Source organism: Methylobacterium sp. BE186 (genome assembly GCF_031457035.1).
GTDB lineage: Bacteria > Pseudomonadota > Alphaproteobacteria > Rhizobiales > Beijerinckiaceae > Methylobacterium > Methylobacterium segetis.
In genome coordinates this window covers 229314-253124 of the sequence record NZ_JAVDVV010000004.1, presented here as the reverse complement: position 1 = coordinate 253124, position 23811 = coordinate 229314, and the positions used below count along the sequence as shown (strand labels likewise).

Annotated in this window: 28 protein-coding genes and 1 pseudogene; 14 read left to right on the top strand and 15 right to left on the bottom strand. The window is 65.6% G+C overall.

All coding sequences use genetic code 11. The annotated features are described in order from the left end of the window. Positions 1-25: 25 nt before the first annotated feature. Positions 26-331 carry a hypothetical protein gene (locus J2X36_RS07040; RefSeq protein ID WP_310347598.1) on the bottom strand — a complete coding sequence of 102 codons (306 nt, stop codon included), beginning with the start codon at positions 329-331 and terminating at the stop codon, positions 26-28. 445 nt (positions 332-776) lie between these two features. Between J2X36_RS07040 and J2X36_RS07035 the strand changes: the two genes are divergently transcribed. The 3 genes from J2X36_RS07035 to J2X36_RS07025 all read left to right on the top strand — a co-directional run bounded on the left by J2X36_RS07035 (position 777) and on the right by J2X36_RS07025 (position 4189). Beyond that, positions 777-1952: a zinc-dependent alcohol dehydrogenase gene (locus J2X36_RS07035; RefSeq protein ID WP_310347596.1), complete on the top strand. Its 1176-nt coding sequence runs from the start codon at positions 777-779 to the stop codon at positions 1950-1952. A 19-nt stretch (positions 1953-1971) separates the two neighbouring features. Then, the gene (locus J2X36_RS07030) at positions 1972-2571 is read left to right on the top strand and encodes a hypothetical protein (protein ID WP_310347595.1); all 600 of its coding nucleotides are present in this window, start codon (positions 1972-1974) and stop codon (positions 2569-2571) included. A gap of 520 nt (positions 2572-3091) precedes the next feature. Further along, positions 3092-4189 carry a two pore domain potassium channel family protein gene (locus J2X36_RS07025; RefSeq protein WP_310347592.1) on the top strand — a complete coding sequence of 366 codons (1098 nt, stop codon included), beginning with the start codon at positions 3092-3094 and terminating at the stop codon, positions 4187-4189. A 93-nt stretch (positions 4190-4282) separates the two neighbouring features. On the opposite strand, the gene J2X36_RS07020 is transcribed toward J2X36_RS07025, so the two are convergent. Next, positions 4283-5257, bottom strand: coding sequence for a helix-turn-helix domain-containing protein (locus tag J2X36_RS07020; RefSeq protein WP_310347590.1), 975 nt, complete (start codon positions 5255-5257; stop codon positions 4283-4285). A 131-nt stretch (positions 5258-5388) separates the two neighbouring features. Here J2X36_RS07020 and J2X36_RS07015 point away from each other — a divergent pair, with 131 nt between their 5' ends. The 4 genes from J2X36_RS07015 to J2X36_RS07000 all read left to right on the top strand — a co-directional run bounded on the left by J2X36_RS07015 (position 5389) and on the right by J2X36_RS07000 (position 7490). After that, complete coding sequence (locus tag J2X36_RS07015) at positions 5389-5880, top strand: DUF6894 family protein (RefSeq protein ID WP_310347589.1); 492 nt, start codon at positions 5389-5391, stop codon at positions 5878-5880. 10 nt (positions 5881-5890) lie between these two features. Further along, entirely contained in the window at positions 5891-6313 is a 423-nt protein-coding gene (locus J2X36_RS07010) for a MucR family transcriptional regulator (protein ID WP_310347586.1), read from the top strand. Positions 6314-6464: 151 nt separating this feature from the next. Continuing rightward, the gene (locus J2X36_RS07005; RefSeq protein ID WP_310347585.1) at positions 6465-6707 is read left to right on the top strand and encodes a hypothetical protein; all 243 of its coding nucleotides are present in this window, start codon (positions 6465-6467) and stop codon (positions 6705-6707) included. Positions 6708-6746: 39 nt separating this feature from the next. Continuing rightward, the gene (locus J2X36_RS07000) at positions 6747-7490 is read left to right on the top strand and encodes a Crp/Fnr family transcriptional regulator (protein ID WP_310347583.1); all 744 of its coding nucleotides are present in this window, start codon (positions 6747-6749) and stop codon (positions 7488-7490) included. Between the two features lie 292 nt (positions 7491-7782). Here the strand turns inward: J2X36_RS07000 and J2X36_RS06995 are convergent, their stop codons facing one another. From J2X36_RS06995 to J2X36_RS06970, 6 genes are all read right to left on the bottom strand, one after another. Continuing rightward, complete coding sequence (locus tag J2X36_RS06995; RefSeq protein ID WP_310347582.1) at positions 7783-8082, bottom strand: hypothetical protein; 300 nt, start codon at positions 8080-8082, stop codon at positions 7783-7785. Positions 8083-8160: 78 nt separating this feature from the next. Further along, positions 8161-8406, bottom strand: a complete 246-nt coding sequence (locus J2X36_RS06990; RefSeq protein ID WP_132253299.1) for a hypothetical protein — start codon at positions 8404-8406, stop codon at positions 8161-8163. A 129-nt stretch (positions 8407-8535) separates the two neighbouring features. Further along, positions 8536-9123 carry a phasin family protein gene (locus J2X36_RS06985; protein WP_132253371.1) on the bottom strand — a complete coding sequence of 196 codons (588 nt, stop codon included), beginning with the start codon at positions 9121-9123 and terminating at the stop codon, positions 8536-8538. A 542-nt stretch (positions 9124-9665) separates the two neighbouring features. Beyond that, a complete protein-coding gene (locus J2X36_RS06980) occupies positions 9666-9866 on the bottom strand; it encodes a hypothetical protein (RefSeq protein ID WP_132253296.1) in 201 nt (66 codons plus the stop codon). 43 nt (positions 9867-9909) lie between these two features. After that, positions 9910-10272, bottom strand: a complete 363-nt coding sequence (locus tag J2X36_RS06975; protein WP_132253294.1) for a DUF6481 family protein — start codon at positions 10270-10272, stop codon at positions 9910-9912. A 101-nt stretch (positions 10273-10373) separates the two neighbouring features. Further along, positions 10374-10583 carry a cold-shock protein gene (locus tag J2X36_RS06970; protein ID WP_132253292.1) on the bottom strand — a complete coding sequence of 70 codons (210 nt, stop codon included), beginning with the start codon at positions 10581-10583 and terminating at the stop codon, positions 10374-10376. Positions 10584-11039: 456 nt separating this feature from the next. Between J2X36_RS06970 and J2X36_RS06965 the strand changes: the two genes are divergently transcribed. After that, positions 11040-11390, top strand: a complete 351-nt coding sequence (locus J2X36_RS06965; RefSeq protein ID WP_310347580.1) for an MmcQ/YjbR family DNA-binding protein — start codon at positions 11040-11042, stop codon at positions 11388-11390. Between the two features lie 183 nt (positions 11391-11573). Here J2X36_RS06965 and J2X36_RS06960 read toward each other — a convergent pair whose 3' ends face one another. Beyond that, positions 11574-11699, bottom strand: a complete 126-nt coding sequence (locus J2X36_RS06960; RefSeq protein WP_310347640.1) for a hypothetical protein — start codon at positions 11697-11699, stop codon at positions 11574-11576. Between the two features lie 83 nt (positions 11700-11782). After that, positions 11783-11998, bottom strand: a pseudogene (locus J2X36_RS06955) (SRPBCC domain-containing protein); the annotation flags it as partial. 124 nt (positions 11999-12122) lie between these two features. On the opposite strand from J2X36_RS06955, the gene J2X36_RS06950 reads away from it, so the two are divergent. From J2X36_RS06950 to J2X36_RS06935, 4 genes are all read left to right on the top strand, one after another. Continuing rightward, positions 12123-12980 (top strand): GNAT family N-acetyltransferase, encoded by an 858-nt coding sequence (locus tag J2X36_RS06950; protein WP_310347638.1) that lies wholly within the window; start codon positions 12123-12125, stop codon positions 12978-12980. A 307-nt stretch (positions 12981-13287) separates the two neighbouring features. Continuing rightward, complete coding sequence (locus J2X36_RS06945) at positions 13288-13467, top strand: hypothetical protein (protein ID WP_310347578.1); 180 nt, start codon at positions 13288-13290, stop codon at positions 13465-13467. Between the two features lie 583 nt (positions 13468-14050). Next, positions 14051-15172 carry an amidohydrolase family protein gene (locus tag J2X36_RS06940; RefSeq protein WP_310347576.1) on the top strand — a complete coding sequence of 374 codons (1122 nt, stop codon included), beginning with the start codon at positions 14051-14053 and terminating at the stop codon, positions 15170-15172. Positions 15173-15772: 600 nt separating this feature from the next. Next, positions 15773-16060: a hypothetical protein gene (locus J2X36_RS06935; protein ID WP_132253281.1), complete on the top strand. Its 288-nt coding sequence runs from the start codon at positions 15773-15775 to the stop codon at positions 16058-16060. Between the two features lie 75 nt (positions 16061-16135). Here J2X36_RS06935 and J2X36_RS06930 read toward each other — a convergent pair whose 3' ends face one another. From J2X36_RS06930 to J2X36_RS06920, 3 genes are all read right to left on the bottom strand, one after another. After that, on the bottom strand, positions 16136-17587 hold the full coding sequence (locus J2X36_RS06930; RefSeq protein ID WP_310347572.1) for a GntP family permease: 1452 nt from the start codon (positions 17585-17587) through the stop codon (positions 16136-16138). A gap of 3 nt (positions 17588-17590) precedes the next feature. Next, positions 17591-18631 carry a patatin-like phospholipase family protein gene (locus J2X36_RS06925; RefSeq protein WP_310347570.1) on the bottom strand — a complete coding sequence of 347 codons (1041 nt, stop codon included), beginning with the start codon at positions 18629-18631 and terminating at the stop codon, positions 17591-17593. Positions 18632-18699: 68 nt separating this feature from the next. Then, the gene (locus tag J2X36_RS06920; protein WP_132257101.1) at positions 18700-19218 is read right to left on the bottom strand and encodes a hypothetical protein; all 519 of its coding nucleotides are present in this window, start codon (positions 19216-19218) and stop codon (positions 18700-18702) included. Positions 19219-19803: 585 nt separating this feature from the next. On the opposite strand from J2X36_RS06920, the gene J2X36_RS06915 reads away from it, so the two are divergent. Beyond that, positions 19804-20409 (top strand): DUF308 domain-containing protein, encoded by a 606-nt coding sequence (locus J2X36_RS06915; RefSeq protein WP_310347568.1) that lies wholly within the window; start codon positions 19804-19806, stop codon positions 20407-20409. A 294-nt stretch (positions 20410-20703) separates the two neighbouring features. Here the strand turns inward: J2X36_RS06915 and J2X36_RS06910 are convergent, their stop codons facing one another. Next, a complete protein-coding gene (locus J2X36_RS06910; RefSeq protein ID WP_132256935.1) occupies positions 20704-20922 on the bottom strand; it encodes a hypothetical protein in 219 nt (72 codons plus the stop codon). Between the two features lie 219 nt (positions 20923-21141). Continuing rightward, positions 21142-22407: an oxalate/formate MFS antiporter gene (oxlT, locus tag J2X36_RS06905; RefSeq protein ID WP_132256933.1), complete on the bottom strand. Its 1266-nt coding sequence runs from the start codon at positions 22405-22407 to the stop codon at positions 21142-21144. A gap of 698 nt (positions 22408-23105) precedes the next feature. Between oxlT and J2X36_RS06900 the strand changes: the two genes are divergently transcribed. Then, a complete protein-coding gene (locus J2X36_RS06900) occupies positions 23106-23327 on the top strand; it encodes a hypothetical protein (RefSeq protein WP_245516754.1) in 222 nt (73 codons plus the stop codon). Positions 23328-23811 lie beyond the last annotated feature (484 nt).

Sequence of the window (23811 nt, the reverse complement as noted above, 5' to 3'; positions counted from 1 at the left end):
GGTTGCAACGTGCTTGGGAGTCGTTCTAGCCCGTTGCTTCGCAGGCCTGCAGCTCCGGCAGGCTGGTACAACCGTCAGCCTCGCCAGCGTGTTTCCAAAGGGGCGGAAGCAGGGCTTTGAGACCCTGCGCAACGCCGTTCTGGACCGGCCGAGATTCCTTCATGCTCATCGGAGATCCGGAAGGTGCCCGGTAGAGGAGATCCACGGCATTCCAAAAGGCGGCGCGCTCGGCGGGCGTCAGGCGGCTTAGGACGATCCGGATCTCGGCCATTGCGGTGGCAGCACAGGCGCCAAGGTCATCGGGAGTGAAGGGAGCCTGGGATTTGGCCATGTGAAGCCCTGCGGACGCTTCGAGTTCTCCGGGACATGAGTGTGGTGCTGCGGGCGACAATTCGGGCGGCTCCTAAGGCAACTTCCTGAGCAGCTTGCCCGTCCGGCATCTCACCGAGGCTGGATCGGGATGCCATGCCGGCTATCGGCGGCCGGGCGGCCACCCCTGTGGACGCAGAGGTGTTACTGCGCGTCTCACAGGGCGATCAGGGCCGGCCCCCAGGTCTCACGCGGATCCCGCCCACAGGCGAAGCAAGCCCGTTCCGGACCGGAGAAACCTGCTCACATAGGAGGCTTCCTAAGGCGTTGTCCTTAGGAACGAGGCGGCGCTCGGCCGGTTCGCACCATTGCAACCCCGACCGACGTCCCCGCGGGGGCTCCAGCCCTTTCGCGCCGTACAGCTTCGAAGTTGACTCTCGCACATCAGCTGATGGGAGAAGAATGCGATGCGAGCCTTGGTTTGGCACGGCAAAGAAGACATCCGGTGCGATACCGTTACTGACCCTGAAATCGAGCAGCCACGCGACGCCATCATCAAGGTAACCAGTTGTGCGATCTGCGGCTCGGACCTGCACCTGTTCCATAACTTCATCCCGGCGATGCTGCCCGGTGACGTCATGGGACACGAGATGATGGGGGAGGTCGTCGAGGTCGGGCCTGAGGCCAAGCACAAGCTCAAGGTCGGCGAGCGGGTGGTGGTTCCGTTCACCATCATCTGCGGCGAGTGCGACCAGTGCAAACGCGGCAATTTCTCGGTGTGCCAGACCACGAACCGCAAGAAGCACCTCGCCGACAAGGTGTTCGGCCACGCGACGGCTGGCCTATTCGGCTACACGCATCTGACCGGCGGCTATCCTGGCGGGCAGGCCGAATATCTTCGCGTTCCCTTTGCCGATGCGACGCACATCAAGGTGCCGGATGGCATCCCAGATGAGAAGGTCCTCTTCCTCGGTGACATCTTACCAACCGGATGGCAGGCCGCTGTCCAGTGCGACATCCAACCGACCGATACGGTCGCGATCTGGGGCTGCGGTCCCGTTGGTCAGATGGCCATCCGCAGCGCCGTCCTGCTCGGCGCCAAGCAGGTAGTCGCCATCGATCATTTGCCGGAGCGCCTGGAAATGGCGGAAGCCGGCGGCGCCATCACGATCAATTTCGATGACGAGAGCGTTATTGAGCGTCTGAACGAGCTCACGGGCGGCGAGGGCCCGGAGAAGTGCATCGACGCCATCGGGTTGGAAGCCCATGTCTCAGCCTCGCAGCCCGATACGGTCTACGACCGCGCCAAGCAGATATTGGGAGTGGAAAGCGACCGCCCGCACGTCCTTCGCGAGATGATCTACGTCTGCCGCCCGGCTGGGGTGATTTCGATCCCAGGTGTGTATGGCGGGTTGGTAGACAAGATGCCGATGGGCCAGTTGATGAACAAGGGGCTGACCATCCGGACTGGCCAAACGCACGTCAACCGTTGGACCGATGACCTTCTACGCCGCGTCCAAGAGGGGCAGATCGACCCATCGTTTGTCATCACTCACACCGTGGGCCTCGATGAGGGACCCGAGATGTACAAGGTGTTCCGCGATAAGCAGGACAGCTGCATCAAGGTGGTTTTGAAACCCTGAAGACCCGGGGGCAGAAGACATGGCTTACTACATCTCGAACATTGCCCGGTCCAAAGGCGATCCGAAAGTCATCCACTCGGGTCCCAGTTCGCTGGGGACTGCTGACCGCATGGCCAAAGCACTCGGCTGGTTCAGCATCGGGCTCGGCATGACGGAGCTGATTGCGGCTGAGCGCATCACCCGTGCACTCGGGATGGAGGGCAAAGAAGCGCTCGTGCGAGCGTTCGGCGTCCGTGAACTCGGGCACGGCTTCTTATCCCTCTCCCCAGACAAGCACGTTGGATTGTGGAGTCGCGTCGTCGGAGACGGGCTCGACATCGCCACCCTGATGAAGGCCATGCGGCATGACAATCCGAAGCGCGACAACGTCGGGATTGCTCTTGCAGCGGTTCTGGGGGTGACGCTGCTCGACATCATCAGCGCGCAGGGGGTGACGGCCCGCCACAGCCGTCCCCGTGGCCGGCTACGCTCCTACCGGGATCGGACAGGCTTCCCGCAGGGCACTCAAGCGGCGCGAGGCGCAGCCAAGGACTTCCAAGTGCCTCCGGACATGCGGGCCGTGCCAACCCTCGCAGCGGTCTCCCAACGTGCACCGCAAGAGAAGGCACGGCCTCACTGACCGATCGACGATACGGCTGCGTTCGAGCCGCGTTCACGCTGCAAGGTGGCAGCTGCATCCTGCACGAACATCGCCATGCGGTGGAGGCAAGCGTGATCAGGCTCAGAACAGTGACCCTGTTCTTTGGAACGCTCCTGACCCCCACATGCATGGCACAGCAGAGTGTAGCGCCGCCTCAGGGTCCAGCGCGATTGCGCCAGGTCGCCAGCTTCGACCGCCCAGTGACTGAAGTGCCCGTTTCGACGGAAGGGCGCATCGTCGTCAACTTTCCGCGTTGGACGGAGAATGTACCGATCTCGGTTGCCGAGGTAGCACGCGACAGCCAGATCAAGCCCTACCCGGATGACGATCAACGGCTCTCTCGTGAAAGGTGAGCGCGTCAAGCCATTCACAAACAACTGTGGAGAGTGCGCCTCGTGCAAGCGCGACTACTTCTGCGCCTGCGGACGCCAATAAGCCTACCGCCGACAAGGTTTTCGCGTGCTGACCAACGCCTGAGACTGGAAGGTTGGCTAGTCTGATGCTGCCTGTGCTCGAACGGGCGTTGGGCGCGCTCGTCATGGGCTTCGTCCTCGCCGACATCTTCCTGACAGTCCTTTACGCGCGCATCGGGACGGGCCTGATCGCGGACCGGGTCGCCCATCTCACATGGGCGATCTTCCGCCGTGCCGCCGATCAGTTCGGGCAGAAGCGGGACGTCGTGCTCTCGTTCTGCGGGCCGGTCATCCTGATCGCCTTCGTCCTGCTTTGGGCACTGGGACTGACCCTCGGGGCCGGCCTGATCATCCACCCCGCGCTCGGGACGGCCGTTCGAGCGAGCACCGGCGAGACCCCGGCTGACTTCATGACCGCCCTCTATGCCGGCGGCAGCAGCATGGCGATTGTGGGGGCCAGCGACTTCAAGCCGGTCACGGACGCCTACCGCCTCCTCTATCTGGTGAACTCGCTCGTCGGAATGTCGGCGACGTCGTTGGTCCTGACCTACGTCATGCAGGTCTACACCGCGCTTCGGCAGCGCAACGCGCTGGGACTGAAGCTCCATCTTTTGGCGGGTGAAACCGCGGATGCGGCCGAACTCCTGGCTCGGCTGGGGCCGCAGGGGCAGTTCACGTCAGGCTACACCCACTTGGCCGACGTTGCGGGGTCCATGGCCGAGATGAAGGAGGCGCACCACTTCTATCCCGTGCTGTTCTACTTCCGCTTCCGGCAGTCCTTCTATTCGGTCTCGGCACAGACCTTCATCGCCCTCGACGCAGTGTCACTGATCCGCAGCGGGATTGCAGACCGGCAGGCAGCATGGCTGAAGGAGACAGCCGCCGTCGATGCAATCTGGCGCGTTGCCATGCTGCTCGTCGTCACGCTCGAAACGACGTTTCTGCCCGGACATCTGCCGGCCCCGGCCGAGGTGAACAGCGCCGAGAGCGAGGCATGGCGCACCCGCTTCGCAGCGGCTGTCAGGCGGCTCTCAGCAGCCGGTGTCGAGACGATGCCGGGTGAGGCAGGGGCTGAGACTTATCTCGCGCTGAGAGCACAATGGCAGCCGCATATTGCGCGACTGGCACCCGCGATGGACTACCACATCGGCGAATTTGAACTGGCTGGAGAGAAGCGCCGCTGATCCGCTGCGTCGCTCCGGGACTGGTACTCCGGCCGTTTCAGGCTTCGAGAAGGGTGGTCCAAGCCTGCATGTCTGAGGCCGTGCGCTGAAGCGCTAACCTTGCAGGTCCTGGGAAGTAGCCACCTGCGCGCCACGCCGGAACTCGCTGGGCAGCATCCCGAACAAGGCTCTGAATCGACGTCCGAAGTGGCTCATGTCCGAGAACCCCCAGCCATACGCGATCTCGCTCACCGTCCGGTGCGCCTGCGCCGGATCTGCGAGCGCTTGGCGGCAACGCTCCAGACGCCGCGTCTGAAGGAGTTGCATGATCGACGTACCGTCATCCGCGAGCACGGCGTTGGCGTAGCGGACGCTGACGCCCGCTGCTTGTGCGGCGGCGGCAACCCCGAAGCTTCGATCGCAGAGGTTCGCCTCGACCGCCGAGCGCACCCTCGTGCGGACCAACGAGCGCGCCGAGGAGCCCTGCGCCGAACCCCCACCGGGTGCCCGGCTGAACGAGAGGGCGATGAGGTCCAGAATGTGCGGCTCGACGCATTCCCCTACCGCCGCGCTGAGGCCGTTCGCGTGGAAGGGTAGCAGGCTGAGATACGCGGATGTTAACCGGCCCTCGGCATTCGCCGGGAGGGCCCGCGCCGTCAACTCGCGCGCCCTCCCGACGCGGCCTTCCAAAGCGTTGCGCGCGACCTTGAACACAAGCAGTTCGGAGCCGCCCGAGAACTGGGCCGCGTAGGGAACAGCAGGGTCGAGCAACGTGACGTCCCCGGGCTCCAGCCCGACCTGATGGCCATCCTGCTCCAGCATCAATCGTCCGCTGAACTGACGGCAGACGAAGATCTCGTCGGTGGCGCCGCGCGCGATATGCCGCCTCGTGCGCGAGACGATCATGTCCGAACTCTTGAAAAAGGCGACACCGTTTGTGCCGATCGCGCCGACGTGAAGCTCCGCTTGGAATGATTTGCGGCAGGTCGGCTTGGCGTCGTGGTCGACGATGCCTTGCCGAGCGATGTCATGCCAATGGGCGAACCGATCGCGCACATGAATTCGGTCGGTCGTGAAGATGGTCCGCATTTTAGTCTCCCATCAGCCCTGGCAGTCGATGGTTTGTGCCGGCTCAGTCGATCCCGTTGCGTCGTGAGCATCATATAAGCCCTGCAGTTGAACCGCGGGTGCATACCGCCTCGCAACCGGACGAAGGCCCCGTGCCACGCTTTTTCTTCGACATCGACGATGGCGAAAGGATCCGGGATACCGAGGGATATGAGCTTCCCGACTTGAACGCGGTCCGTGCGCTTGCGCATCGGGCGGCCGGTGAACTGGTCGCACACGAGCTACAAAAGACAGGTGCGAGCCGTGTCCGTGTGGACGTTCGGAATGAAAATGGGGAGCGCATCCTCAGCGCTCTCGGTCATGGCGCTGTGGTGATTGCGGCACCGGCTGACGCGCTGGATGCCATTGGGGCAGGTGGTGAAGGCGGTGCTCCGAGCCCCCTGGATCGGACAACCCGGCCTACCATCGGGTCTCGTCTGGCCAGCGATGAAGACGGGAGAGCATCGCTGCGTCATCTCGTGAGCATGCTGTTGGACGAGATCAGGCGCAGGGTCGCGCGGAGTCTTGGCGCCGCTCAGCACAAGAAGATGAAAGTCAAAAAAGAGGAAGATCGTGTTTCAAAATTCCCACCTTCGGAACGCTGATCTCATTGAAATGACCGGCGAGATCGTGTCGGCCTATGTAACGCGCAACCATGTGTCCGCAGCAGAAATTCCGCCTTTGTTGAGCAGCGTCCACGCGGCGTTGACGGGCCTCGCCAGCGGGGCTGCGCCGACCGTTGCGAAACAGGAGGAGAAGCCGACACCTTCGCAGGTGCGCAGGTCGATCACGCCGGACGCGCTGATCTCGTTCATCGACGGCAAGCCCTACAAGACGCTCAAGCGCCACCTCGCGATGCATGGGCTCGATCCCTACAGCTACCGCCAGCGCTACGGCCTGCCGAGCGATTACCCGATGGTCGCTGCCGCTTACGCCGAGCAACGCTCTGAAATTGCCAAAGCGAGCGGCCTGGGGCGCCCGGGCAGGATGGCGGAGGCCGAGCGAGCAAGCAGCGGCGGAAGCCGGAAGGAACGGTGAGGCTCGGCACACGCGCCACACCTCAAGGTTTCTCGCGATGCGCTCGGCAACTGCGATCAGGGCGATGTGACGGCCAGCGCGAGAGGCGGGAGCGGAAGGTCGGCTTCCGCGCAAGGCCGTCGCTCATGAGGGAGTGGCCGGGCGAGTTCGGATGTTTCGCCTGATGTTCGCTGCGATCCTGGGCGGTGTGGGGACCATCACCCTGCTCTGGCCCCTGGGCGAATGCATCGCGCTTCTCAGCGTGCCGTTCGGCGGCAGCATCTCGGCCATCGGGGCGGCGGCCTATCCGGTCACCCAGCCGCAGGAGGGCGAACAGAACGCCGAGATCGCGCCGGAAGGCCGGCGGAAGCCGGCTCGCTCAACGGCAGAGACGCCTCGGGCACGGGCGGAATGAAGAACAATGCACTCCACGCGCGTCGAGGGAGGTCGTGCCTTGGCTAACGCCTTCATCCGCCGCCTCGAACAGGCGGGCACGCTGGCAGACCTTGAGCAGAAAGTGCTGCTGTCACTCGAGTTCGATACGCAAGAGCTGGCAGCCCATCAGGCCATCATCGGCCAGCAGGCTGAGCCTGTCCTTTGTCTGATGATGCGCGGCCTCGCCTGCCGCTACGCAACACTGCCGGACGGCACACGGCGGATTGCCGCTTTCCTCATCCCCGGAGATCTCTTCGGGCCGCCGGCGGGCTTCCCCTCCGAACTGGCCTGGCGCGTCGGCACCCTTACCAGATGCAGCGTTGCCGAACTGCCCCGACCAGATCTGTGCATGCTGAGCAGCTATCCCGGCATCAAACGCGCCCTTCGCTGGCTGATGCGGGACGAGCTCAACCGCGCCCGTGCATGGCTCTTGAACGACAGCCAGGCGTCCCTGCAACGCGTGGCCCACCTCCTGTGTGAGTTGCAGGCCCGCCTTGAGGCTGTCGGGCTCGCAGGACAAGACGGATGTGAGTTGAGCCTGTCTCAGGCGGATCTGGCTGACGCCGCGGCAACCTCCCATGTGCACATCAGCCGGATCCTGCAGACCCTCTGCAGTCACCAGCTTGTGTCTCTGGGACGCCAGAAGTTGACCATCACAGATGTCCGGCGACTGCGTGATCTGGCAGGGTTCGATCCCAGCTATCTCGCCGCTCGAAGGGCTGAGTTCGAGCCTGACGATCTGCTCGTCAGCGGCTTGACCTGACCGATATTTTGGACCGGTCCAATTGGGAGGCGACTGCACGGTCGTGACCATGAACAGCCGGAAGGCCAGGTCGCGTCGCGGAGATCGCGTCCCACGTACGGCAGCCTTCCGTCGGGCACCGGGCGCCGTCAATTCGTCCGACGATGCGTTCCGATTGCGACCGGACGGGTGGTCCAGCGAAGGCTGGATGCCCCGGATGCAGCTGTCGAAGCGTGCAATGCGTCCGGGCAATCCGGCCTCGTCGACGAGCAGTCGTCGCTTGGGCGGAGCCCCAGACCGGCAGCAGACGCAGTCAGGAATTGTAGGTGACGAGCGAGGTCACCAACGCGCCGTGCTCGCGGAGCAGAGCCTGCGCCTCCGCATCGCTCGCCGCGGCTCGACTGGGAGCGGAGGGCGGGATTTCGTAGACGTCGTAGTGTGCGGAATCGCTGTCGGGCTTGACGTAGCCGAAGCCGCGCGGAGCGCGGCCGGCGTGGCGGTCGAACAGGCAGACTGCGTCTGCCGGCGAGACCACGTTCCCGGCCGAGCCGAAACGGGCCGTGTCGCCGTAGACGCGGTCTGTACCTCTCTCAATCGCAACGAAGCGTGCCATACCGATCCTTCTCTATCCTCTGAGGGAGCTCTCATGCGGGAGGGCAGGCAGGAGCCGCGGCCCCCGCCGGAGCCGGGGTCAGGCGGCCGTCAACCGCTTGGTGTTCGCGGCGACATGCTCGCGGTAGCGCGCCACCACCGTCTCGCAGGAGCCGCCCGTCATCAGCGTACCGGATGCTTCGATGAAGGCGCTGACCTTCTCGCTCACCATCTGCTGGGCTTCGACACAGCCCTCCGAGCCGCCCCAGGCGAGTTTCACGAGCCGAAGCTCAACGACCTTCTGGGCCTCGAGGGCCAACAGGGCGACGGCAAAAGGGTTGTACATGCAGGCTCCGCGTTGCGCGGTTCCGGAGACACGCGCCTGAGAAAAAGAGAAGGGGCGGCCGAAGCGACCGCCCCTCTGACAGGGAGTGAACGCCGGACACTTGCCCGGGGTTCAGATGCTTTTCTCGCCTCAGCGAACCAGCGTCGGAGCCTGCGCGACGCTGGCGAAAGCCTTGCTGGCCTCCTCGACGGCGCGGGCGGAGGTCTCGGTGATCGCCCGGCTGTCCTGAACGATGTGCTGCAGGTTCTCGCGCGCCAACTCGCTCTGGATCGCGGCAAATTCCTGGACCGACTTGGCACGGGTCAGCTTGTTCAGCCCCTCGAGGTTGCGCTGCCACTGGCTCTGCGCCAGACCGAACCAGCTACGCGAGGCATCCTGGAAGGCTTGGGTCAGCACCGTGCCGCAGCGCGCGACCGCTTCCAGGTTCTGCTTCGACTGGCGGGCCAGACGCTCGCTGTCCTCGCCCGTGAAGCCCAGCGTCTTCGTGAAGCGCTCCGCGACCTCACGCGCCTGCTGCGAGGCCGTCTCGACACTCCGCTGCACGATCTGCTTGGTATTCTGAGCGGCCTGCTCCTGCAGATTGGCCAGCTTGTTCACGCCGTCGCGTGCCGCATCGGCGAATTGCCGGCCCTGCTCAGCGGTCTGGTCGACATTCGCCTTCGCAGCGTCCGCGGCTTGGCCGGTTTGCTCGGCCTGCTTGCCCTGATTGATCGCCATCATCGCTCCTTCGGCTAAAAGTTATGTATTCATAGCGACTGCAATAAGATTATAAGCACATATGCTTTGCTGACGAAGCATAGCAATGCTCTTACCGCACTGCACCTAAGTCACATTTTGGGGCTCTCGTTCAAGCCCGATCAATGCTTTTTGATCCGTATTAATTTCCAGCGTATTGCGTCAAATGTTATAGCCTTCCGCAAGCTTCTGACCGCATTGCACAATATCGACGCGGTTTTCGAAGGACGGAGCGGACGGATGCGGCCGGTGCCTGCACCGATGCTGCAGCCGGTCGTGCCGCATGGGGCCGCGCCAGCAGAAGGCCGCGAGAATGCTGTCCGCGTTGCTGCCTGTGTCGTGGTCCCGGTCAGGCGGTCACGCGCACGACCTTCGTCATTCGGACGGCAGCGATCTCCTCGACGGCTGGCAAGCAGCGCAGAGCCTTACGTCGTGCGTCCCGCCACACGCCGGTCGCAGCGTCCCACCAGCGGCCGTCACCCAGTGAACGGCACGATGTCCCGGTGCGCTCTCCTGGTTCTTGTTCAGGAGACGAGGGTGAGTTCGCCTTCGAGCACAGCGCGCTCGCCAGTGGCTGATTTGACCCGGTACGCCGGCTCGCCCGTCCGCTCTTCCGGCATGAGCCGAATGATCTCGAAGGTGCTGCTCGTCGCGCTCCCGCTATCCGCGGAACCGAACCGCCGAGCCTGACGCACCCGCTGGCCGATCTTGAACTTGTGAGACATCTTCGATCCTCCTGAATGGGCCACTCTGCGAATCGTGGCCGCTCTAACGTCGCGCTCTGGCCTTGCGCGCCGCAAAGCGCGCATCGCGTGCGGCCTTCTGCTCGGCAGCGAGCGCGGCTTGCCGCTCCGCCTTCTCGGCAGCCTGACGGGCATGCTGAGCGTCCTGTCGCTCCCGTTCAGCAAACTCCTCAGCCGCGCGCTGAACCTCGGCAGCGAGACGCGCAGCCTCCCGCTCGTTGAGCCGAACCTCCCGGGCCTGGATGACAGCTCGACGCGCTGACTGCCGCGCCAGAACGATCGGGTCATCGGCGGAGGGGCGGGCCCGGAATCGGGCGACCGTGGCCTGCCGCGCCTTCGAAGCGGCGACGAGGCGATCAACGAGCTGGTTGGCTGTGAACTGACCCACGTACGATCCTTATGCGCATCGCGGCGGGGCGCAGATGGCGAGAAACAGAAGAAGCCGCCCCGAAGGGAGCGGCTTCACAGCATGTCGTGGGGGTGTTGGGCTCACGCAGCCTTCAGGTTGCCGGCCGCCTGCTTCCCTGAGCGACGGTCCGTCTCCATCTCGTAGGAGACCTTCTGGCCTTCGACGAGGCTCTGCATGCCGGAGCGCTCGATGGCCGAGATGTGAACGAACACATCCTTGCTGCCATCCTCGGGCTGGATGAAGCCGAAGCCCTTGGTCTCGTTGAACCACTTCACAGTACCGGTATTCATAGGTATTTCCGTGTATCGAGTCAGCAAAAAGATAGGACAAGCGCATGCAAGCACGCGCTCAGTCGATCGTCGTCGAAAAAGGGGAGAAATGCAGAACGCGCGCCCATCGGGACGGCACGGCCGGATATCTGGCCGAAGTTCGATGTTTATGATGTAGGCCGTGATGCGGAAATTTACAAGCCGGCCGATGTATTTTTGGCAAAACGCACACAAACATTCTCTGTCCGTCGACGTGGAACGCTGCCTTCTTCTTGCGTTTCACATCTGCTCAGAGCTTGGAATCGCGAGGGCTCATTCCAGAAACGCGCCGCACGATCATTCACATCCCTTGAAAGGGTCCGCCCCTTGATGTGGCTCTCAAGCCCGAGAAGGTCGTTGCCCCCCGGCAGCAGGCCGGTGTTCCGGTCGATGCAGGTCACAGCGTAGCGGTGGCGATCCTGGCGAGGAGATTGTCGGATGACCTGGGACGACGTCGTGGCGCTCGGCCGGAAATTGCCGGAGGTGGAAGTCTCGACCTCCTATGGCACGCCTGCCCTCAAAGTCCGGGGCAAGCTTCTGACGCGCCTGCGCCCGGAAGACGATAGCTTGGTGCTGCCTGAAGTGCCGGCGGAGGAGTGCGAGATGCTGATCGACGCCGATCCGGACACCTTCCACACGACGCCGCACTACGACGGCTATGCGATCGTGCTGGCGCGGCTGGGCACCCTGGACGCGGCACGGCTGATGCCGTTCCTGGAGCGCCGGTGGCGCGCGATCGCGCCGAAACGACTGGCGGCCAGCTTCGTCGCGCGAGGTGCGCGCGGCTAGCGCACGGCCTCGATGCCGATCATCGACAGATGAACCTCCCGCGGCAATCCGGTGTCGACGCTCGCAGGGGAACGGCCCGTACAGCCCAGCCTTCGCCCATCGGATGGTCGAAGCGCTCGTTCGGGCCGCCCGGAAACCGTCGGTGGATCGTGCTGAACCTCGGCGCCGCCCCGCCAGGAGCCTTCACGCCTTGGCGTCCAGGGCGACGATGAGCGCGTCCAACTGCTCGAATTGCTCGCCCCACCCGCTTGTGCTGCCGGAGGCCATGGTGTCGTCGAGCGCTTCCTTCGAGGAATAGTGCTCGTGCACGTCGACACGTGTCGCGCCCTCCGTCTCCTGAAGGTCACCGTGGTGATTGCCCCACCCTCACCCCCTTCGTCATTGGTCCAGACGAGGCGCGAATGTGGCGTCACCTCGATGTATCGACCGAAGAACGCCATCGGCTGCTCGGAGGACGAATGGCCCATCGACAGACGGTATACGCCGCCCGCGCGAATATCGGCCTCGTAGGAGAGCAGGGAGAGGCCGAACGATTGGGGTACCCACCAGCGCTGGAACAGCTCCGGCTTGGACCATGCTTCGAAGCACTGGCGCTGCGCAAAAGCCATCCCGCATGCGGCCCTCTCCCGCCCGCCCCTCCCCGCAGAGCGCCGCATCGAACCAATTGGGAATGCGCTCTTGCGTGAAGCCTCTGACGCATGGATCGTTCGGTGCGGGCAGACGGGGCTGCACATGACACACGATGCCCCCGATGGGCTGACGATCCGGGTCATGACCCGGCATGACTTGGATCGAGCCATCGACTGGGCTGCAGGAGAGGGCTGGAACCCAGGCCTGAAGGATGCCGGCTGCTTCCGGGCTGCCGACCCGACCGGTTTTCTGGTCGGCGATCTTCGGAACGAGCCCGTCGCCGCGATCTCCGCAATCCGCTACGGCGATACCTTCGGCTTTCTAGGGCTCTACATCGTTCGATCGGACCTGCGCGGGCACGGCCTCGGCGTCTCCCTTTGGCAGGCCGGCATGGCCTATCTCGAGGACCGCGTCGTCGGACTCGACGGCGTCGTCGCGCAGCAGGCGAATTACACGCGATCCGGTTTCGTCCTCGCCCATCGCAACGTGCGCTTCGGCGGCATGCCTCAGGTCGAAGCGCCACGGGATGAGCGATTGCGGATCGTCGGCCCGGGTCTGATCGAGGCTGTCCTGGCCTACGACCGGCCGTACTTTCCCGCCCCGCGCGAGGCCTTCCTGCGCTGCTGGCTGACGCCGGATACGCGAACCGCCATCGCCTTCGTCGAGGACGGAACGATCAAGGGCTACGGCGTCATTCGAGCCTGCCGAAACGGGCACAAGATCGGACCCCTGTTCGCCCATGGAAGACGCGAGGCCGAAGCGCTCTTCCAGGCGCTCGCAGCCCGCGCTGCGGGTCAGCCCGTCTTCCTCGACCTACCCGAGGCGAACCGGGCCGCGATCGGACTGGCAGCCGATCATGGTCTATCCCCGGTGTTCGAGACCGCTCGCATGTACCGCGGCACGAGGCCCGACCTCCCTCTTGCCCAGACTTACGGGATAGGAACCTTCGAGCTGGGATAGCTGCGCACCTGGCCCCTTGCTCAGACAAGGGTCGCGAGCCAAGTCGCGTCGTCGAGATGGGAGATTTCCCCGCATTTGCGGGAGCGCGGCCCTTCCCTCGTCGGTTCGAGAAGCGGTCATTCGTGCAAGAGGGAGACCGCTCTCTGTGGGGACGCCTCCATCGATCCCACCTCTCAGCCCCGTCGCCTGAGAAGCGTGGTCGCCAGGATCAAGTCCCGCGCCGGCGCGACGCATCCTGCCGCCACTGAGCCGCGCGAACACCCGTCGCGCGGCCGATTTTGTCCGACGACAGCCGCTCGAGCCCGAAATGTTCGAGGTGAACGCTCGCCTGCAGGCGGTGGCGCAGATGCGCGATACCGTCACCGGCGCCCGCATCACGGTGGTGAACGAGGGGGCTTCCTTCAGGGCCGCCCTTGGTTCGGTGAAGCGTGCCGGTGTCGATGCCTTCAGGGCATCCTCCCTTCGATCCCGGCAGCCGCCCGTCTGAGGAGGGGAGCTGGGTGTTCCTCGATCATCTCGACCTGCCAGGGTGGCGGCAACGCAGGCGCGATCTGTCGATCGGTGGTCCGACACCGCCTCCAGACGTCGGCGCCGTGGGTCGGGTTCCGCTCACTTCGAGGCGGCCGCTTGACGTCGCCTGATCGTCCGTCCTGGATGACGTGTCCTGCGGCGCGACCGCTCCTCCGTCGTCGCGGCGCCGGGCACCCCGGGCAGAGCGCGAGGTCGACATGCTGTCATGCACGTCGGGCGACGAGGTTCTTCCAGGCCGCCCCATCGGTTGCCTCTGCCACCGGCCGGAGTTCCGGTCCCTCGCACGGCGGATCGGCACGGGCATGTCGCGTCGCGGCTTCGTGACCGGCATGGGCGCCATGCTCTCGGCGGCCGGCCTGTCCGGACCCGGCTTCGCACACCCGGCACCGGCACGGCCGCAACCGCCGATCCTGTTCACGAATGCACGCGTGTTCGATGGCCGCTCGGACACGCTGCGGGACGGTCTCCAAATCTTCGTCGAGGACGGCCGGATCAGGGCCCTGGCGAGCGGCAACGACCCGGCCCCGGACGGTGCACGCGTGATCGATTGCGGCCATCGGGTGCTCATGCCCGGCCTGATCGATGCCCATTGGCACTGCCTGTTCGCTGGCCTGCCGCTGGCAGCCGCGCTGACGGCGGACCTCGGCTACGTCTTCCTCGCCGCCGCAGCGGAAGCGCGGCGCACCTTGATGCGGGGCTTCACCACCGTCCGGGACCTCGGCGGTCCCGCCTTCCCGCTGCAGCAGGCGATCGACCAGGGCCTCGCGACGGGGCCGCGGATCTATCCGTCAGGCGCCATGCTGACCACGACCGGTGGGCACGGCGACATGCGGCCGTTGTCCGACCTGCCGAGGAGCCCCGGCGGGCCGGTGAGCGCGCTGGAGAGCACCGGTGCCGCCGCGGTTGCCGATGCCGCCGCCGAGTTGCGGCTTCGCGTACGCGAGCAACTCCTGCAGGGTGCCTCGCAGATCAAGGTCGTAGGCGGCGGCGGCGTCTCGACTCCGCGCAGCCCGCTGGACATGACGACGTTCGGCCTGGATGAGTTGCGCGCTGCAGTCGCGGTTGCCGAGGATTGGAACACCTACGTGACCGTGCACGCCTACACGCCGCGGACCGTCCAGCGGGCCATCGCGGCCGGCGCGCGCTGCATCGAACACGCCCAGCTGATGGATGAGGCGACCGCCGCGCTCATGGCGGAGAAGGATGTCTGGCTGAGCATCCAGCCCTTTCTCGGGGAGGAGGATTCGATCCCGCTGACCGGCCCGAGCCGAGACAAGATGCGGGAGGTCTTCGCCGGCACGGACAACGCGTATCGGCTGGCGAGGAAGCACGGCATCCGAACGGCGTTCGGGTCGGACCTCCTGTTCTCCGACACGCTGAGCGCGCGCCAGGGGACCATGTTGACCCATCTGACCCGCTGGTACGGCAACGCCGAGATCCTGCGCATGGCGACCAGCGGCAACGCCGAACTCCTCGCCTTGTCAGGTCCGCGCAACCCCTACCCCGGCAAGCTCGGGGTGGTCGAGGACGGCGCGCTCGCCGATCTGCTGCTCGTGGACGGCGATCCCACCGCAGACATCACGCTCCTGGCAGACCCAGGCAAGAACGTCCTCATGATCATGAAGGCCGGCGTTCCCTTCAAGGACAGCCTCAAATCGTAGTGGCTCTGCTTTGGAAACCGACTTCCCTTACCGGAGCCCGTTCAGGGGGCGCGGCGTGACGATCATCGATGGACGCCTCGGCGCGATCGAGGGCGAGCGCTCCCGCACGAAGAGGCGGTCGAGGCTGTCCCTCGCGGGCGAACTGCGCGCGGAGGTCAGCCTTCCGCGGTGACGCTGCTGAGGGCGAGGAGGATCGCAAGCGCTCCGATCGGAGCTTTCATCTCCGCCTCCCTCGTCGCCCCGGCCTCATGACAGGCGCGGGGCCGGCAGGGATGTCGCTCGACATTGTGGGCGAACCTTGCAAGTTGGGAGCAATAGATCAGTGCGGTTCTGATCACATACCGGCCCAATCCTGCCGCTCTGTAATGGTACAGTGTGTTCTCTTGCGCTCAAGTGCTCCCGCTTCATCTTGACGGCACCCCGGCACAGGCGCAGGGTTTGGCCACAAATCGCCCCGAGAGGCGCATCCTTCGCCCCTGACGCAACCCTCGAATTCTGACAGGCGGCGGATCGGGGTGGGTTTCATCGGTCCTGAAGCGCGTGTTGCTCGCGCTTTCGAGAAGGTCAGGCAGGCCCCGATCCGAAGCAAGGGAGTTCTCCATGACAGAACTCGATCGCCGCGCGGTGCTCCAGGGAATGTCGTCCGGAATCCTCTCTGCACTCGCTGCATCTGTCGGCTTGGTTGCCATGCCGAAGGCCACGGAGGCCATGGTGTTGTCACCCGGCACGTCCGATCTCGCCGCCGCGGATCGAGCGATCCCCGACAACCTCGTCGAGGAGGCCCAGGTCGTGGTCGTGCATCCTCGCCGTCGTCGCCGCAGCCGCCGACGCCGCCGCCGGGTTTGTTGGTGGCGCCGTGGACGCCGAGTGTGCGAGTGGCGCTGGTAGACAGGCCGCCGTTCCCCGGCGTCGAGGTGTTGATCTGAGGCGGCCTGCGCAACGGCATCCGCGTGATGGCGCCCCTCAAAACGAGCCGAACATCGAGCCGAGCAGGATCACGACCAGCAGCGCGGCGATCGGACCGGCGATGCCGACCACGACGATGTCGCGATAGCTGTCGCGATGGGTCGCGCCGCAGACCGAGAGCAGGCTGATCACGGCGCCGTTGTGCGGCAGACTGTCGAGGGTTCCGGCCCCGATGACCGCGACGCGATGAAGAAGGTCGGGGCTCAGCCCGATCGCCGTCGCCCGTTCGAGATATGTCGGGCCCAGGGTGTCGAGCGCGATGGTGAGGCCGCCGGAGGCCGAGCCGGTCAGGGCCGACAGCACGTTGGTCGACGCCGCCAGCGAGACCAGAGGACCGCCGCCGATCCCGAGCACGGCGTCGCGGACGACAGCGAACGCGGGCATCGCCGCCACGACCGCGCCGAACCCGACGAGGCTCGCCACGCTGAGAACCGGGAGCACCGACGCGTTGGCGCCGGCATCCATCGTCTCGCGCAAGCTCGGCAACCGGGTCCGGTTGAGCGCGACAACGGCGGCGCAGGCGCTGGCGAGGGCCACGGCCACCGACCACACGCCCGCAACCGCCGCGAAGGAGGTGCCGCCCCAGCCGGCATCGCCGAGATAGGAGAAATCCATGCGCGGCAGCACGATCAGGGACAGCGTGAGGTTGACCAGGATCACCAGGGCAAGGGGCAACGCTGCGATGAGGACGTGAGGCTCGGAAGCAGGCCGGCCATGGCCGATCTCGGCCGGGTCGAACTCACGGGCGACGATGGCCCGCTCGCGCAACGTGTCGTCGGCGGCAAGCTCCCGTGCGGAGGCGAGCGTACCCGCGCCGAAGGCTTCACCGGCTCGGCGGGCCACGCTCTCTTCTCGCATCAGCCACCAGAGTCCGAAGACCAGCATGACGGCCGAGGCGATCAGCCCCAGGCCGGGAGCGGCAAAGGGCGTCGTGCCGAAGAACGGCATCGGAATCGCGTTCTGGATCGACGGCGTCCCGGGCATCGCCGACATCGTGAAGGTCGACGTGCCGAGGACGATCGCCGCCGGCATCAGGCGCCGTGGAATGCCGGACGCCTGGAATATCGTCTGCGCCATCGGCGCCAGCACGAAAAACGCGACGAAGAGGCTGACCCCGCCATAGGTGACGAGCGCTCCAGCCAGGATCACGGCGAGCATCGTGCGACTCGGCCCCAACCCAGCGGTGATCGCGTTCGCTACGGCCGTCACCGAGCCGCTATCCTCCATCAGCTTCCCGAACAGGGCGCCGAGAAGGAAGAGCGGGAAGTATTGCCCGACGAAGCGGGCGGCCGCGCCCATGAAGGTCTGCGTCCAGTGCGCGAGCAGCGGCTCTCCCGCGAAGAGTGCCGCGACGAGCGAGGCCGCCGGCGCGAGGAGCAGGATGCTCCATCCGCGATATGCCAGGCCCACCAGCAGCCCGAGACCGACCAGGATGCCGAGCAGCCCCATCGATCAGATCCCGTGGAGAAAGCCATCGAGGTCGAGAGACGAGCGCCGACCGAGGTCGACGTGATGCCGGCCCAGGAAATCGGAGGCTGCCCGTCGCCCCTCGTCGCGAAGCAGGACGAGAAACGGCCATTCGGCATTGAGCTTGGATGAGGAGCCGAGCTCCAGCATCATCGCGCTGGAGATCCGGTGGATGCGCATCCGCGCCCATCGCGCGCCTTCGTCGTCGCTCGGGCTGGCCACGTGCTTGAGCAGCGCCATCATCCTGAGTTCCTTCATCAGGACGGCGTTGAACGACACCTCGTTGAGACGGTTGGTAATCTCCCGGGCCGAGGTTGGCGGTCCCGGCCGATCGATCGGATTGATCTGAACCAGGATCGTGTCCTGGGAGTCGCAATCGCGGATGAGCGGCGTCATCGTCGGGTTGCCGGCATAGCCTCCGTCCCAGTAGGCGTCGCCGTCGATCACGACCGCCTGGAACAGCGTCGGCAGGCAGGCGGAGGCCAGCAGCACGTCGGGAGTGAGGTCGGCGTTGCGGAACACGCGTCCTCGGCCGCTCTGGACGTTCGTCGCGGTGACGAACAGCTTGATCGGGCTGCGGGTCAGGCCTTCGAAATCGATCGTGTCCGCGAGGATCGCGCGAAGCGGATTGGCGCCGGCCGGATTGAGATCGTACGGCGAGACGACGCGCGCCATCATGTCCATGGCGGCGAAGAGCGGCGAATGGTCGAGGCTCCAGCGCCCCAGCAGGACGTCCAACGGGCCGCGGCGGAACGGGCTGAACCTCGCGGCATCGGAGACCTGTCGCCAGAAGTTTTCAAGCGCGGCCTTCGCTCCGGCCGGCCCGTCCTTCCCGTAGCCATGAGCCAGGACCGCGGCGTTCATGGCTCCGGCCGAGGTGCCGGAGATCGCTTCGATCTCCAACCGGCGCTCGTCGAGCAAGCGATCGAGAACGCCCCAGGTGAAGGCGCCGTGCGCGCCCCCGCCCTGCAGCGCAAGGTCGATGAGGAGCGGGTCGGAATCCTGCCGGGCGGGGGCGGGAGCCATGCGTGCCTCCGATACGGGGCCGGTACGCGGTTCGGGCCAACCGAGTTCGAGCGCAGGTGCCGGCTTCGTCAGCCGTCGCGCCTGGCCTGTGCGTCCTTGCCCGCCTGCGACGCGCGACCGATCTCGCCTGGCTCGATCGTGACCGTCCGCCGATCGCTCCCGACCGGCCGCATGCCATCCTTCGACCGATCGCCCGCGTCCGGATGATGTCGGACCGAGGAGCGCTTGCGCTTCAGGGCTTCATCGAAATTTCCACGGATCCGCTCGCGTCGGCGTTCGGCCCGCTCCCGGTCGAGACGCGCGTTCACGCGCCGGATGGCGCGGGCAAAGACCTGCTTCTTCTCGGAAAGCCCGCGCTCGCTGGCTTCGGGTGCCCCGATGCCGGATGACGGGGCCTTGCCTCGCCGAGCGCGCTGTCGCGTCGCCACGATGCCCCGGATGCGATCGCGTCTCTCGCGCAGCCATCTGGCCAGCGCGAGCGCTTCCTCCGGCTCGATCTTGCCGAGATCGGGATAATGGCTGAGCTTGACCCGCTCAAGCTCGTCTTCCGAGAGCAGCCGCCGTTCGGATGCCATGCCCACACCCATGTCGAGCCTCCTCAGCCATCGAGCCGATCAGGGATATTTTCGCCGTGGCGCCTTCCCGGTGCCGGCTCTGCGCTCGCGCTGAGTCCAGTGGCGATTGCCCCAGCCGAAGCCTCCACGGACAACGACGACACCGCCGGTTTCCGCCGACGGACGGACGATGGTGGCCGGCGCGCCGGGCGCGGCGCGTGCCGCGGGAGCCGGAACGAGCCAACCGAGCAGGAGGATTGCAGCCAATCGGCGGCCGCTAGCCTGTCCCCTGAGGATCAGAGACATGGGCGGATCCGGTTCATGAGATCAGATCAGGGCGCCCGAAACGCGGGCGGCCGATGGCGTTCTCAAGTATCCTTGGCGTCAGGCACAGGATGAGGGGCCAGTTTAGCACGAGGGGGCCGGGGCTCCACTACCAAGCGAGGCCGGCCGGCTTTCGTCCCGTACCGTATCCAGGCCGTCGTGGAGCCCATCACAGGTCGCTCCGCCCCGCGGTGACCATCGCAAGCCAAGGCCCGACCGGCATCCGTCTCGTCGGATCAAGCGTGGGTTCGCTGCCCGTGTAGATTGCGGCGGCATGTTCCAGGGAGGCGGCGCATGAGCGACGTGGCGGCCTTGAGGGATCAGAACGTTGGCGCGCGTCCCAGCCGATGGTGGTTCACGGCCGCGGGCGCCATTCTCCTCGTCCTGGGGGTGGCGGGCCTGTACATGACGGTGGCGTTCACCGTCGCCAGCACGCTCTGGTACGGCGTGCTGCTGCTGATCGCGGGTCCGGCGGAGATCATCGAAGCCGTGGCCCAGACGCGCGAGCCCTGGCACTCCCGCGCGGCTCGGGTCCTGGCCGGCGCGCTGTATGTCGCTGGCGGCCTGTACGCGGTCTTGCAGCCCCTTCAGGCCTCGGTCGCCCTGACCTTGGTGCTGGGCCTCGTCCTGATCGCATCGGGTATCGCCAGGGCTGTCTGGGCCGTCATCCACGAGGTGAAGACCTCCCGCGCCGCGGTCATTCTGTTGGCTTTGATCTCGGTGCTGCTCGGGATGGCCATCATTCAGCAATGGCCTTGGTCCGGGCTTTGGGCGATCGGATTGTTCGTCTCCTGCGATCTGCTGGCTGCCGGCCTGTCCTGGTGCTGGGCCGGGCTCGCCCGGGATCCGCGCGCGGCGATGCCGGTCGGAGCGCGTTTCGGATCGTTGGGTATCAAGTAGAGGCGCCTTCGCCGAACACCCTGCCGGCGCCCTCTGCCGCCCTGCGGTGGCGGGACGATCGTGAGCCGCGACGATGCCGCGGGCCTCTTCGATCGTCATGCCGAAGGTCAACAATTCCTGACGCGCGCCCAAGGCAGGGTTCTCTGCAGGCCGGTCGGGACATCCGCGAGAGCCGAACGCTGAAGCTAAGGCGGGCGGAGCCAGAATCGTCGCCGGAGCGCCTATCACAGCCCCAACCCGGAGTTCCGTCGCCGCAACGCCTCGCGGACGCTGCGAGCGACTCAGGAGGCGCGATCAGCGCGCATCCTCCAGAGCGGACAGCATGTCGTACTCGTCGGCCACGGCCCCCGGGTGGAGCAGGGTATCCACCATGATGCAGACGAGGGCGACCGCAATCAGCACCACCACCAGGACTTTCGTCAGACGCAGCGCATGCCGGCGCATCCTGTGGATCGCGATACATCCGAGCGTGAAGGCTGCGGCCTCAACCAATGCCGCCGCTGGCACATGCATCGTGCTCTCCTCCGATCCTTCCGTTTCGGGCCGTGAATGTCTCTCCGGATCCCGAGCCGGTCCGCCTGGATGCTATCGCCCTGAGGCGGCCCCCTCGATCGACGGACCTTTGGATGCTCCGGCTCGGAGAAGGTTTCAGGCCTACGGCCGCTCCGTGAAAAGCCGAACGGGCTCGGACATCGCCCGAGCCCGCCGTTTTCGTCGGACGTCGCTCCGGACCTATCGAGCGACCGCGACGCCGGCCTCAGCAGGAGCGGTCACGTCGGCCCGGGCATTGGCCACGACATGCTTGCGCCAAGGCTTGAGAACCGCGATCGCCAGGACCGAGGCGAGGACGTTGGCACCGGCCGCAGCCAGGAACACGTTGTCCCAGTTTCCCGAACTCTGCTGCATGTAGTTCGCGACGGGCACGAGCAAGGCTGCCGTTCCCTTGGCCGTGTAGAGCAGCCCGGCATTCGTCGCGGCGAACTTGGAGCCGAACGTGTCGGTGCAGGTGGACGGGAACAGCGAGTAGATCTCACCCCAGGCGAAGAACACGAAGCCTGACAGGAGGACGAACCACAGCGGATCGTGACCCCAGAGGTACAGCATGTAGATGCCGATACCTTCCATCGCGAAAGCGATGAACATCGTGTTTTCGCGCCCGATCTTGTCCGAGACCCAGCCGAAGAAGGGACGCGTCAGGCCATTCAGCACACGGTCGATCGTCGCCGCGAACGTGATGGCCACCATGGTGACGCCGAAGATCGTCACGGGCACCTTGTCGACATGGATGTCGGCGGCGATCGGCTTGAGGTTGGCGGTGATCATCAGGCCACCGGCGCCGACGATGACGAACATGAAGTACATCAGCCAGAAGATCGGCTGCCGCACCACCTCGCCCGGCGTGTAGTTCCGCCGCGACTGAATGTTGGCGGTGTTGCTCGAAACGTCGGGGATCTGGCCCTTCTTGGGCGAAGCCAGGAAGAAGGCGAGTGCGGCGACGACGACGCCCTGGCCGATGCCGAAGTAGAGGAAGGCCGCCTGGAAGCCCTTGTCGGCGATCATCCACTGGATGGGGGCCACGGTGAGGGCCGAGCCGGCGCCGAACCCGGCAGCGGTGATGCCGGCGGCAAGACCGCGCTTGTCCGGGAACCACTTCAGGGCGTTGCCTACGCAGGTTCCATAGACGGCGCCTGCTCCGAGACCCGCAACAACCTGTCCGATGTAGAACATGTTGAGGGTCGAAGCGTAGGCGTTAATGACCCAGCCCAATCCGCAGAGAATGCCGCCGAAGAGGACCACGACCAACGGGCCGTACTTGTCGACGAACCAGCCCTCGATCGGCACGAGCCAAGTCTCGAAGAGAACGAAGAGCGTGAACGCCAACTGGATCGCGGCGCGGTCGAAGCCGAACGCTTTCTGGATCTCGGGAACGAAGAAGGTCCAGCCGTATTGCAGGTTGGCGATCATCACCATGCAGATGACGCCGATGACGAGTTGCATCCACCGATAGCCATCGCTGACACGCTCAGCTGACGGCGCTCTCATAGTGCTCATTGCTTACCTCCCATTGCCCCACGCGGAGCGAGATTTCTTCCGCATCCCAGCCTCTTCGCGCTGCCGGATGCGAATTCGGTTGTTGGTTCCGTGAGACGAGAACGGCGTTGGAATCGGCGCGATCAGCGAGGCTCACTGCAACCCATAGTCGATATCTGCACTTGCCCCGGGCCGCGGCCCGAGGCATCTGCGATACCCGAGCTCAGCCAGAAGCTCGAGCACGTCCATCGAGGGAATTTCATCCTCCGTATTTTGTATGCCAGCATCTGTGCGAGAGGCCTCTCTGTCAAGCGAGGCTGAAATAAATTTCATTTTGCAGTGCACCATTATGCAGGCGCCGCGATCGCGGCTGCAGGGATGGCCTCTGAGAGCACTCGCTTTGGAGTGACGCCGCGGTGAGACAGGACGGAAAGGGCGGTCAGAGCCGAGAGTGCTCGAGAGCCAAAAGTGCTCGCGATCCTGCCGCGACGCGTAGCGCCCGCGGCCCGATCTCATCGCGGGCCGGCGGGGGTTCCGTGTCCGCGGAACGCGGACCCGGGTGAACCCTCATGCGGACACGCGCAGGACGTGCCCTACTTCTCCGTGCGGGCAATCGCCCGGCTGACCGAACGCATCGTGAGATGCCGGCCCAGAGGAGAGTTCGCTTGCGTACCCCAACCATCGTCGCGGTCTTGTTCGCCGCCGCTAGCGCCGTGTCGCTCAGCAGCCCTGGCATCGCCGCTCCGGCCGCACCCGCCGCCGCCCTGACAGCATCATCGGATCTTGTCACCGACGTGCGGATGCACCGCCACATGAAGCCTCATCGGATGCACCGTCGTCACATGTCGCGCCGGCAGTTCCAGCATCGTCGGATGTGGGGAAACTGATTGCCTGGGGCAGCTGCGGCTGCCCCTGTGCACCGTCCGAGCTCCGCCTGCGACCCGACGCGAGGGCGCATCACGCCGCACGATTCTGCCCTGCTCCGGCTGCCGGATCGGGTGGGAGAGTCCAAGTGGGAGATTTCGATGTACGCCGAGGGAGGATGGAAGCCGCCCGGAGAGCCACCGCCCGGCAGACCCCGCCTCACGAAGCGGGAGGAGCAGGTGCTCCTGTGGATCATCTCCGTGAACCTGTTGCTCTTGTTGATCGCACCGATCGGCGGCGCGACCGTCATCCACGCCGTCCTCGCGGCCCTACGGCAAGGCTAGATCGCGGAGCCGCCTGCGACGCATAGACGGACTGGCGGCAGGGGGGCGTCCGTGACGGGCGATGAGCTCCGTGCCCGGTGGGATCTCGGCCGAGCGCCAGCGCAGGCATCGCCGGACCCGTCGCAGCAAGACGGGCATCGTCACCCGATTTGATCCCTGCCGG